Source organism: Candidatus Pelagibacter sp. RS39, assembly GCF_002101315.1.
GTDB lineage: Bacteria > Pseudomonadota > Alphaproteobacteria > Pelagibacterales > Pelagibacteraceae > Pelagibacter.
Genome location: NZ_CP020777.1, coordinates 883,860 through 895,829, shown reverse-complemented (window position 1 = coordinate 895,829; position 11,970 = coordinate 883,860). Strand labels below are relative to the sequence as shown.

General features: G+C 27.7%; 11 protein-coding genes. 9 read left to right on the top strand and 2 right to left on the bottom strand.

Going from position 1 to position 11,970, the window contains the following annotated elements; translation table 11 throughout:
* The first annotated feature begins 10 nt into the window (after positions 1–10).
* Positions 11–1,039, top strand: a complete 1,029-nt coding sequence (prfB, locus tag B5L73_RS04835) for a peptide chain release factor 2 (RefSeq protein ID WP_085148634.1) — start codon at positions 11–13, stop codon at positions 1,037–1,039.
* Positions 1,039–3,237: an AsmA-like C-terminal region-containing protein gene (locus B5L73_RS04830; RefSeq protein ID WP_085148631.1), complete on the top strand. Its 2,199-nt coding sequence runs from the start codon at positions 1,039–1,041 to the stop codon at positions 3,235–3,237. Before prfB ends, B5L73_RS04830 begins: the two co-directional genes overlap by 1 nt.
* Here the strand turns inward: B5L73_RS04830 and tyrS are convergent.
* Entirely contained in the window at positions 3,234–4,463 is a 1,230-nt protein-coding gene (gene tyrS / locus B5L73_RS04825) for a tyrosine--tRNA ligase (protein ID WP_085148628.1), read from the bottom strand. The two genes, B5L73_RS04830 and tyrS, sit on opposite strands and share 4 nt — an antisense overlap.
* A gap of 47 nt (positions 4,464–4,510) precedes the next feature.
* Here tyrS and B5L73_RS04820 point away from each other — a divergent pair, with 47 nt between their 5' ends.
* Complete coding sequence (locus B5L73_RS04820; RefSeq protein ID WP_085148625.1) at positions 4,511–5,656, top strand: anhydro-N-acetylmuramic acid kinase; 1,146 nt, start codon at positions 4,511–4,513, stop codon at positions 5,654–5,656.
* On the opposite strand, the gene B5L73_RS04815 is transcribed toward B5L73_RS04820, so the two are convergent.
* A complete protein-coding gene (locus tag B5L73_RS04815; protein ID WP_445082226.1) occupies positions 5,653–6,297 on the bottom strand; it encodes an alpha/beta hydrolase in 645 nt (214 codons plus the stop codon). The two genes, B5L73_RS04820 and B5L73_RS04815, sit on opposite strands and share 4 nt — an antisense overlap.
* Before the next feature lie 145 nt (positions 6,298–6,442).
* On the opposite strand from B5L73_RS04815, the gene B5L73_RS04810 reads away from it, so the two are divergent.
* Genes B5L73_RS04810 through sufU form a run of 6 tightly spaced genes read left to right on the top strand, consistent with a single transcriptional unit; the run spans position 6,443 to position 11,969 of the window.
* Entirely contained in the window at positions 6,443–6,868 is a 426-nt protein-coding gene (locus tag B5L73_RS04810) for an Rrf2 family transcriptional regulator (RefSeq protein WP_085148619.1), read from the top strand.
* A 2-nt stretch (positions 6,869–6,870) separates the two neighbouring features.
* The gene (gene sufB, locus B5L73_RS04805) at positions 6,871–8,313 is read left to right on the top strand and encodes a Fe-S cluster assembly protein SufB (protein ID WP_085148616.1); all 1,443 of its coding nucleotides are present in this window, start codon (positions 6,871–6,873) and stop codon (positions 8,311–8,313) included.
* Complete coding sequence (sufC, locus tag B5L73_RS04800) at positions 8,313–9,047, top strand: Fe-S cluster assembly ATPase SufC (RefSeq protein ID WP_085148614.1); 735 nt, start codon at positions 8,313–8,315, stop codon at positions 9,045–9,047. Before sufB ends, sufC begins: the two co-directional genes overlap by 1 nt.
* Positions 9,048–10,301: a SufB/SufD family protein gene (locus tag B5L73_RS04795; protein WP_085148612.1), complete on the top strand. Its 1,254-nt coding sequence runs from the start codon at positions 9,048–9,050 to the stop codon at positions 10,299–10,301. It begins immediately after the preceding gene.
* The gene (locus B5L73_RS04790) at positions 10,288–11,508 is read left to right on the top strand and encodes an aminotransferase class V-fold PLP-dependent enzyme (RefSeq protein ID WP_085148610.1); all 1,221 of its coding nucleotides are present in this window, start codon (positions 10,288–10,290) and stop codon (positions 11,506–11,508) included. Before B5L73_RS04795 ends, B5L73_RS04790 begins: the two co-directional genes overlap by 14 nt.
* Entirely contained in the window at positions 11,505–11,969 is a 465-nt protein-coding gene (gene sufU, locus B5L73_RS04785) for a Fe-S cluster assembly sulfur transfer protein SufU (protein WP_085148608.1), read from the top strand. Before B5L73_RS04790 ends, sufU begins: the two co-directional genes overlap by 4 nt.
* Position 11,970 lies beyond the last annotated feature (1 nt).

Genomic DNA, 11,970 nt, shown 5'->3' with positions numbered 1-11,970 from the left:
GTTAAGGAGTATCTTTGAAAAAAATAAGATTTACTCAAAACTGGAACATATAGATAAAAAAATGCTTGGTGCCAATTTTTGGCAAGATAAAGCAAACTCTCAAAAAACAATTAAGGAAAAAAAACTTTTTGAGGATTTAATTAATTCTTACGAAGACTCAATCAATCAACTTAAGGATTTAGATGACCTTTACTCTTTAGCTACAGACGAGAATAATCTTAATGTAAAAAAAGAAGTTATAGAAAGTATTAAAGAATTAAGGTCAAAAGTTAAGAAAAACGAAATAAGATGTTTTCTATCAGATGAGGCAGATTCATTTGATTGCTATGTAGAAATTCATGCCGGTGCTGGCGGCACAGAAAGTCAAGATTGGGCCAATATGTTAAGAAGAATGTATATGAAATGGTCAGATGACAAGAATTATAAATGTAATTTAATAAGCGAGCATAAAGGCGAGGAGGCAGGAATAAAATCCTCCACCATAAAAATTCAGGGGGATTATGTGTTTGGATGGCTTAAAAAGGAGTCTGGAATTCACCGACTTGTAAGAATATCTCCTTTTGACTCAGGAGCTAGAAGACACACAAGTTTTGCAAGTATTTGGGTTTATCCAGTCGTTGATGAAAATTTGAACATTGAAATATTAGACAAAGATTTGAGAATTGATACTTATCGTTCAAGTGGTGCTGGTGGACAACATGTTAACACAACTGACAGCGCTGTTAGGATAACACATATCCCATCAAAAATAGTCGTGCAATGTCAAAACGAAAGGTCTCAACATAAAAATAAAGAAACCTGCATGAATATGCTTAGAGCAAGACTTTATGACTTTGAAATGAAAAAAAAAGATGAAGTAAATCAAAATAATGAGGCTTCTAAATCTGATATAGGGTGGGGACATCAAATTAGATCATATGTGCTTCAACCTTACAGATTGGTAAAAGATAACAGGACAAACTTTGAAAGCACAAGCCCAGATAAAGTTTTAGATGGCGACATTGATGCTTTTTTAGAGAAATCTTTATATCAAATTTAATGAAAAAAATAATTTTTAGATTTTTAATATTCACATTATTACTAGTCTTTGGTTCTATTATTTACTTAAGTATCATTGGCATTAAAACAGATATTTTTAATGATCAAATATCTAAAGAAGTAAAAAAAATTGATAATCAATTAGAGCTAGATTTAGATAAAATAAATATCATTTTAGATCCTTTAAAATTTAAATTAGTGTTAAAAACTGTCGGGGCAAATTTAAAGAATAGAAATAAATTAATTAAACTAGAGAGTATCAGGACTTATATTAACATTAAAACATTCATAAATAATAAATTTTCGCTGTCTGAACTAGATATAACTACTAGGACAATCGAAATTAAAAATTTAATTTCATTTATAAGATCTATTAAGGATAGCCCTCAAATTTACATATTGGAAAAGTTTGTGAAAAAAGGATATTTGATAGCAGACATAAATCTTAAATTTGATCAAAAGGGCAATATTAAAGATAATTTTATTATAAAAGGATTCGTAAAAGATGGTGAGATTAAACCTTTAAAAAAAATAAATTTATCAAAAATAAGTCTTATCTTTAATCTTCAAAATAATAAATTTGAATTTAAAGATATAAATTTATCATATGATAATAATGATTTGACCTTTCCAGAATTAAATATCAAAAAACAAAAAAATAAATTTTTAGTTTCAGGCAAAAATAATAGTAAAAATTTAGTTTTAGATAATAAAAAGATTAATCAATTATTAAATATAGATTTTTCTAATCTAAAGATCAAATCAGCTGAGTTTGATTTATCAAATATTTTTTCATTCAAAATTGATAATAAATACAAGATAGATGATTTTAAAATAGACTCCTCAATGAATTTAAAAAATTCTAAAGTTGTAAGTTCAAAATATTTGAAAGAGTTTTTTCCAGAATCAAACGATATAATTGAGTTGTCAGATCACCAAATACAAATTGAATATAAAGAAAATTTACTAAGTATCATCGGTAATGGAAATATTTTAATCCAAAAAGAAAAAGATAATATTAAGTATAATTTTTCTAAATCAAAAAAAAACTTAAAATTTGATACTTCATTAGAAATCAAGAAAAACCCATTTAATCTAAATTTTTTGAATTATGAAAAAAATCAAGATAATAAATTAAAAATAGTTATTCTTGGAGTTAAAAATCTTTTATCAAATGAAATTAATTTTAGAAATATCTCAATAAAAGAAAAAAATAATAAATTTGAAATTCAAAACTTATTATTATCGAAGAAATATAAAATTAAATCTATTAGCGACGTAGATTTAAGTTATTTTGATAATGACTTATTAAAAAATGATGCATCAATCAAAAAAAGAGATAAAGATTATTTATTAAAATCTAATAGTTTTAATGCCACTAAAATTATAGATGATTTATTGAAAGATGATAAAAATTCTGAGAGCAAAAAAATTTTTTCTAAAAATTTTAAACTAAATGTAAAGATAGAAGAAGCATTCCTTGATAAAGATCATCCTATAGAAGATTTAGGTGGATATTTAACATTCAACAATAGTGAAGTAATTGATGCTAATTTAGCTGGAGATTTTTCCAATAATCAGAGGATTAATTTAACTATAAGATCTACTTCAAATGAAAAAATTACAACTCTTTATTCTGATTTAGCTAAGCCATTTGTTAATAGGTACAAATTTATAAAAGGTTTTGAGGAAGGCAATTTAGATTTTTATTCCATTAAACAAAACAATGTTTCTAATTCAAAATTAATAATTGATAATTTTAAAGTACAAGAAGTGCCAGCTTTAGCAAAATTATTAACATTAGCATCTCTTCAAGGTATCGCTGACTTATTAACTGGCGAGGGAATAAGATTTACAGATTTTGAAATGAAATTTTCCAATAAGAATGATCTTATGAGAATAGAAGAGTTATATGCCATCGGTCCCGCTATCTCTTTATTGATGGAAGGATATATTGAAAGTGATGATTTGGTTAGTCTTAGAGGAACTATGGTTCCAGCAACAACAATTAATAGAACTATATCCTCCATTCCTCTTCTTGGAGATATTTTAGTGGGAAAGAAAGTTGGAGAGGGTGTTTTTGGTGTGAGTTTTAAGATAAAGGGTCCCCCAAATAAATTAAAAACAACTGTAAACCCTGTGAAAACTCTTACACCAAGATTCATCACAAGAACTCTTGAAAAAATAAAAAAAAATTAGTTTATTTCAACTTTGATATGTCTTTTCTTACCCAAGGAGAGTTTAATTGTATTATCTTTAAATAATTTTTCACTGATTATTAGTTTCTCATCATTAATAATTTGATTGTTAATTCTAACACCACTACCTTTAATCAATCTTCTTATCTCACTTTTAGATTTTTCTAACTTGGAAAGAATTATTAAATCAACAATACTTAACTTATCATTCAATTGATCTTTTTTAATTGAAACAGAAGGTAATGCAGAACCCATTGAATTTTCTAAAAAAGTTTTTTTTGCTGTTTCTTCACTTTTTTTCGCTTCTTGTTCACCATGAAGCATAGAAGTGGTTTGATTTGCTAAAACAATTTTTTGTTCATTAATATTTTTTTCTTTAATTTTCTCTATTTCATCAATACTTAAATCTGTGAAAAATTTCATGAATTTCGACACATCTCTATCATCTATATTTCTCCAAAATTGCCAATAATCGTATGGTGACAAAAATTTTTCATCCAACCATATTGCTCCATTTTCAGTTTTTCCCATTTTAGCACCTGTCGCTAACGTGATTAAAGGAGTAGTTAAACCATATGTTTGTTGATTAGAATGTCTTTTAATCAAATCTACGCCATTAATAATATTACCCCATTGATCAGATCCACCGATTTGCAATAAACAATTTTCTTTTTTATTAAGTTCTAAAAAATCGTAAGCTTGTAAAATCATATAATTAAATTCCATGTAACTTAGAGATTGTTCTCTATCCAACCTTGTTTTTACACTTTCAAATGTTAGCATTTTATTTATTGTAAAATGTTTTCCAATATCTCTCAAAAAAGAGATGTAATTTAAACCTTTGAGCCACTCATAGTTATTAACAAATATTGGTTTTACATTTTTATCACTTGTATCTAAAAATTTTTTTAAAATTCTTTCAATATTTTTAGAATTTTTTTCAATTTCATCTTCACTTAAAATTTTTCGTGTTTTATCTTTACCAGACGGGTCTCCAATTCTTGTGGTTCCTCCACCTAATAATACAATTGGTTGGTGTCCATGTTTCTGGAGCATTCGTAAACACATAATTTGTAGGAGACTGCCAACATGTAAACTTTCAGCTGTACAATCAAAACCAATGTAGGCTTTAATCTTTTTTTTATCCAATAATGAAGATAACTCATTTTCATCAGTACATTGATAAAAGTAGCCTCTGTCTTTAAATTCTTTTAAAAATTTATTCATAAGCGTATAATTCTACAATATACAAATTTTGTTAAAAAAAAATAATAATGAAACAAAAGATATTTACCTCAATAGGTTTGATGAGCGGTACATCAATGGATGGAGTGGATTTGTCTGTAATAAAATCTGATGGTTATGATCAATTTTCCAGTATTTATGATACTTATAAAGAGTTTGATGATGGACTTTACAAGCAATTAATTAGTTTAAGAGATAAAATTAGCAATTTTACAGACTTAAAAACTCATTCTATAGAGATCAATGAAGTAGAAAAAAAATTTACATTATTCAACAGCCACTTAATAAATCAAGTGATTGGAGAGATTAATGAAGATATTGATTTAATAGGTTTTCATGGCCAAACAGTCTTCCATAATCCAAAAATTCAAATTTCAAAACAGTTAGGAGATGGAAGACTTTTATCTAGTTTATTTAAAAAAATTGTAATCAACAATTTTAGACAAAATGATTTAAATCATGGAGGTCAAGGGGCTCCACTTACACCAATATTTCATAATTTGATTTCAAAAATTATCCAAAAAAATTTTAAACTTAAATTACCAATAAACATAATTAATATCGGAGGAATTACAAATATCACTCAAATCAAAGAAGATATAAATAATTCAATAAAATTTTTTGCTTATGATGTGGGCCCAGGAAATTGTTTGATAGATGATTGGGTAAGAAAAAATAAAGATTTAAAATTTGATAAAGATGGAAATTATGCAAATATTGGAAAAGTTGATGATTTAATTTTGAATCAAGCAATAGATAACTTTGAGTTTAAATCTTATGAAACATCATTGGATGTAAAAGATTTTGATACATCATTTGTTAAAGGTTTATCATTTGAAGACGGGTGTGCGACATTAACAAAATTTACTGCATATTTGATTGCTGATGGTTTAAGGAAAATTAATAAACAAAATGACGCTAATTCTTATCATTGTATATTTTGTGGAGGAGGGAGAAAAAATAAATCTTTGATGCAATCAATTGAAAATTATTTAGTAAACAAAAATATAATTATAAATGATATAGACAACTATAATTTTGATGGGAATTTTATAGAGTCCCAAGCCTTTGCCTATCTATCTATAAGATCATATTTAAAATTACCAATTTCATTTCCAAGCACTACAAGGTGTAAAAAAGCTATTTCTGGTGGTGATATTTTAAAAAATTTTTAATAAAGCGCAGTTTCTTTTTTAATATACTTATTTAAACATTTATTTAATTCAGACTCACTTTTTGTAAAAAAATGATTTGCTTCAGATACAGTTTGAAATTCTACTTTAATCCCCTTTTGTGCGCTAAGTTTATTATCTAAATCTTTAATAAACTCAAAAGGCACTAATTCATCTTTTTTTCCATAAACCATCAAACCTGAAGAAGGACAGGGTGATAAAAAAGAAAAATCATAAACATTAGGTTGAGGTGAAATTGCAATAAATCTATTTATCTCTGGTCTCCTCATTAACAACTGCATTGCTATTAAAGAACCAAAAGAAAATCCTGATACCCAACATTGTGAGTTATCAAAATTTTCTCTTTCTAACCAATCCAATGCAGCTGCAGCATCAGCTAGCTCTCCTTGTCCATTATCAAATTCTCCATCACTTTTACCAACACCTCTAAAGTTTACCCGACACACAGAAAAATCATTTTCCATAAAAGCATGAAAAGTTTCGACAACAACTTTATTATTCATTGTACCTCCATATTGAGGATGAGGTTGCAAGACCAAAGCAATAGGTGAAGTATTTTTTTTACTTTTAAAATATTTTGCTTCGAGTCTTCCAGCAGGGCCAGGAATAAATATTTCTAAAATTTTATTATCCATATTTGATATTGATAATTATTCTCAAAAAAAAATTACGTTTAACACATGTACGTGACAAAATGTTAGTATTTTTTTCTGATAGATACTTGACTATTTTAGTCGGGTTTATATATACCCAGTAAAATAAAGGATTATGAAACTTACATCTAAAGGCAGATATGCGGTAATGGCTTTAGTGGATCTGGCTAGGTTCAACAATATTAACCCAGTATCACTTAGAGACATTTCACTTAGACAAGGAATATCCCTTGATTACTTGGAGCAAATTTTTTCTAAACTCAGAAAAAAAGAGATTGTTCAAAGTGTTAGAGGAAATCAAGGTGGATATGTTTTAAACAAAAAAGCTAAAGAGATAAAACTTACTAATATTTTTGATGCTGTTGATGAAAAAGTTAAAACTGTTCAGTGCAAAAAAGAGTCTAAAAAAGGGTGCAACGGTAAATCTACAAAATGTTTAACTCATAACTTATGGGACGAGCTTGAAAACCATATTAACGATTTTTTTGAAAAAAAGAGTTTAGAAGATCTTATTCAAGACAATACTGAAAGAAGAATTTAAAAATGGATACTAGAGAAAAAGACATAGAAAAGTTAAAAGATTATAAATACGGTTTTACTACCGATATAGAAAATATTAAAGCTCCAAAAGGCTTAAACGAAGACGTCATTAAGTTTATTTCTAATATTAAAAAAGAACCGCAATGGATGTTAGACTTTAGGTTAAAGGCTTATGAGCGATTAAAACTTTTAAAAGAACCAAATTGGCAAAAACCAAAATATCCTAAGATTGATTATCAAGATTTATATTATTATTCAGCACCAAAAAGCATGAAAGATAAACCAAAAAGTTTAGATGAGCTTGATCCTAAACTTTTAGAGACATATAAAAAACTTGGAATTCCATTACAAGAGCAAGCAAGACTGAATGGAATTGCAGTCGATGCTGTATTTGACTCTGTTTCAGTAGCAACTACTTTTAAAGGTGAATTAACAAAGCATGGAATAATTTTTTGTTCAATGTCAGAAGCAATTCAAAATCATCCTGATCTAGTAAAAAAATATTTAGGCACCGTAATCCCTGTTACTGACCATTTCTTTGCCACACTAAACTCTGCTGTTTTTACAGACGGGTCGTTTGTTTATATTCCTGAGGGCGTTAAATGTCCTATGGAGCTATCAACTTATTTCAGAATTAATGCATCAGAGACAGGACAGTTTGAAAGAACATTAATTATCGCTGATAAAGGAAGTTACGTTAGCTATCTCGAAGGATGCACTGCTCCAATGAGAGATGAAAATCAATTACATGCAGCAAATGTTGAATTAATCGCTTTAGACGATGCAGAAATAAAATATTCAACAGTACAAAATTGGTATCCAGGTGATGAAAATGGTAAAGGTGGAATTTATAACTTTGTTACTAAAAGAGGATTATGTAAAGGGAATAATTCTAAGATTTCTTGGACGCAAGTTGAAACAGGTTCAGCTATAACTTGGAAATATCCAAGCTGTATTTTAAAAGGTGATAATTCAATTGGTGAGTTTTATTCTATAGCAATTACCAATAATCATCAAAAAGCAGACACTGGAACAAAGATGATTCATTTAGGAAAAAATACTAAGAGTAAAATTATTTCTAAAGGAATAAGTGCTGGATACTCTGATATGACTTATAGAGGTTTAGTAGATATTAATTCAAAAGCTAAAAATTCAAGCAATTATACACAATGTGATTCTTTATTAATGGGAAATAAATGTGGGGCACATACAGTTCCATATATTAAGAATAAAAATTTTGACTCAAATATTGCACATGAGGCTACGACATCAAAAATAAGTGAAGAACAATTACATTATTGCCAACAAAGAGGACTTAATCCTGAGGAAGCTGTAGGATTAATTGTTAATGGTTTTTGTAAGGAAGTGCTGCAACAATTACCAATGGAGTTTGCAGTCGAAGCTCAGAAACTTGTAGGTATTAGCTTAGAGGGGAGCGTTGGTTAATGCTTAAAATTAGTAATTTAAATGCGAATGTTGAAAACAAATCGATATTAAAGGGTTTTTCATTAAATATAAATCCTGGCGAAGTTCATGCAATTATGGGTCCAAATGGTTCAGGAAAAAGCACATTATCCAACATTCTATCAGGAAAAAAAGGGTACGAGGTATCAGGTGAAATCTTATTTGAAAATAAAAATTTATTTGATCTTGAGACCGAAGAAAGAGCACACAAAGGAATATTTTTGGCTTTTCAATATCCATTAGAAATTCCAGGTGTAAATACAAATATATTTTTAAAAACTTCTTTAAATGCAATAAGAAAAGCACGAGGTGAGAAAGAGTTAGATGCGATCGAGTTTTTAAAACTTGTAAAAGAAAAAGCCAAAGAATTGAAGTTTGATGAAGAAAAACTAAATAGGCAATTAAATGTTGGGTTTTCAGGTGGAGAAAAAAAGAAAAATGAAATTTTACAAATGTCTATGTTGGCCCCTAAATTATCTATTTTAGATGAGACAGATTCAGGATTGGATATAGATGCATTAAAAATAGTTGCTGATGGAGTGAATACTTTAAGAAATAAAGATAATTCCTTTTTAATCATTACCCATTATCAAAGATTATTGGATTACATCAAACCAGATTTTGTTCACGTTCTAATGAATGGAAAGATAATTAGATCTGGTGGTCCAGAATTAGCAATTGAATTAGAAAAAAAAGGATACGAAAGTTTTAATTAAATGAGTGAACAATTACAATCAGATTTTGACAAAATAGTGAAAAATTCAAAATTTTCTAATAAGGAAATTCAATTAAAAAAAGATTTCTTAAATAAGTTTATAGAGAGTGGTTTTCCAAATAGAAAGCAAGAAGATTGGAAGTTTTTAGATATAAGTCAGATCATTAAAAAAAATATTAGTGATTTAAGTTATTTTATTGATTACTCGCAATCAAATAAGATTGATCTATCTACTTTTGTTGATGGCTTGGAGCACAATAAGATTATTTTTTTAAATGGAAGAATTGAAAAAATTGATTTTAATCATGAAGACCAAAATAAAATTGAAATAAGTGATGAGACAAAAAAAGATATATCATTTGATTATGAAAACTCATTAATTGATTTAAATAGTGCATTTACTGATAAAGTTTTTAAAATTCTGGTTAAAAAAAATTATTCTCTTAAAAAACCTTTGATAATTTATCATTCAACAAACGATAGTATAAAGTCCACTAATATCAATTTGAGATTAGACTTTGAATTAGGTGAAAATAGCTGTCTAAAACTTATTGATTATTTTGCTAATAACATAACAAAAAATTTTATTAATATTTTTTATAATTTTGATTTAAAAAAAGACTCAATTCTTAAAAATTATAAAATTGATAAATTTAGAAATGATAATTTAACATATTCTTTTAATAATATTGAACAAGGTAATAATAGTGTTTCAGAAACTTTTATATTATCTGCTGGCTCAGATTATTTAAAAAATGAAATTAATTGCAATCTCAATGGTGAGTATTCCTCTGCTTTTATAAATGGAGTATTTTCGTTAAAAGAAAATCAACAACACGAAATTAGAACTACAATCAACCATTTAGTGGAGAACACGAAAAGTTATCAGCTTATTAAAAGTGTTCTTGGAAGAAATTCAAAATCCGCATATCAAGGAAGAATATTTGTAAACTCAAAAGCTCAAAAAACTGATGGGTATCAATTAAGCAAAGCAATACTATTAGATGAAACATCTGAGTTTAATGCAAAACCAGAATTAGAAATTTATGCTGACGACGTAAAATGCTCTCATGGATCAGCATCCGGTAGCTTGGATGAAAATTCAATTTTTTATTTAATGTCTCGTGGTTTGAATTATCAACAATCTAAAGAACTTTTAATTAATGGATTTTTATTAGATGTTGTTGAAAAAATCACTGACTTAGAAATAAAAAACTTAATAAAAAATATTATTGGATTAAATGAATATAAATAACATTAAAAAAGAATTTCCAATTTTTGATGAAAAAATTCAAAATAATGATCTAGTTTATTTGGATAGCGCTAATTCATCTCAAAAACCCAAGGTAGTTCTGGATAGAATAAATGATTTTTACTCTAAGCAATTTTCAAATGTAGGAAGAAGTATTCATTATTTAGCTGTAGCAGCTACAAATTTATATGAAAATACAAGGACTTCTGTTCAAAAGTATATAAATGCAAAAGATAAAAATGAGATCGTATTTACCAAAGGTGCTACGGAGGCCTTGAATTTAGTAGCTAATACCCTGGGTCAAGCAATCTTGGAACCTAATGATGAAATTTTAATTACAGAATTAGAGCATCATTCAAATTATGTTCCATGGCATTTTTTAAGAAAATCAAAAAATATTAAAATAAAATTTGCAGAGATTAATGAAGATGGGGATATACCAATAGAAAATATAGAGAAAGAAATTACAGAAAAAACTAAAGTAATAGCTATAACTCATTTATCAAATGTTACTGGCGCAGTTTTACCAATCAAAGAGATAACTCAATTAGCGCACTCAAAAGGTATTGTCGTCGTAGTAGATGGATGTCAGGGAGGACCACATTTAAAATTAGATATGCAAGACTTAGATTGTGATTTTTATGCAATATCATGTCATAAAATGTACGGTCCAACAGGTCTTGGAGTTTTGTACGGGAAAAAGAAATGGTTAGAGCAACTTCCACCATATCAAGGGGGCGGAGGTATGATTAATGAAGTAAAAAAAGATAGGATTTCTTATGGAGATCTTCCAAATAAGTATGAAGCCGGAACCATGGCTACAGCACAAGTCATTGCGTTTAATGAATCAATAAAGTTTTTGGAAAGTATTGGAATTGAAAATGTAATTAAGCATGAAAAAGAATTAATAGAATACGGCCAAGAAATTTTAAAAAAGAATAATTCTGTGAAATTAATTGGAAATCCTAAAGAGCGAGGTGGAGTATTATCTTTTACTGTAGAAGGAGTTCATCCACATGATATTGCAACTATTCTAGATGAAACTGGGGTTGCTATAAGAGCAGGTCATCATTGTTGTCAAATACTTCATGACAAATTAGGCATACCTGCAAGTGCACGTGCATCACTAGGAGTTTATAACACTAAAGATGACTTAGATAAATTGAATGAAGGTATTAATAATTGTAAAAAAGTATTTGATTTAAAATGAACTTAAAAGAATTATATCAAGAAATAATTTTAGAACATGGAAAGAACCCTAGAAATTTAGGAAAAACAGAAAATTTTAATAAAGATGCAAAGGGTAATAATCCATTATGTGGGGATAATGTACATGTGTATTTGAAATTAAATGATCAAAGAAAAGTAGAAGATATTTCTTTTGAGGGAAGTGGATGTGCAATATCAATGGCATCAGCCTCTATAATGACTGATTTGATAAAAGGAAAAAGTGATAATGAAGCTAAAGAAATAATTGAAGATTTTTTAGGAATGATAAAAGAAAACCCTGAACTTAAAAATAATATTTTGAAAGAAGATGATAAAACAAAATTAATGTGTTTATCAGGTGTAAAACAATATCCAATGAGAGTTAAATGTGCTACTTTATCATGGCATACGTTAGTGTCTGCAATGGAAAATGATGGAAAAGAAATAACTACAGAAAAATAAT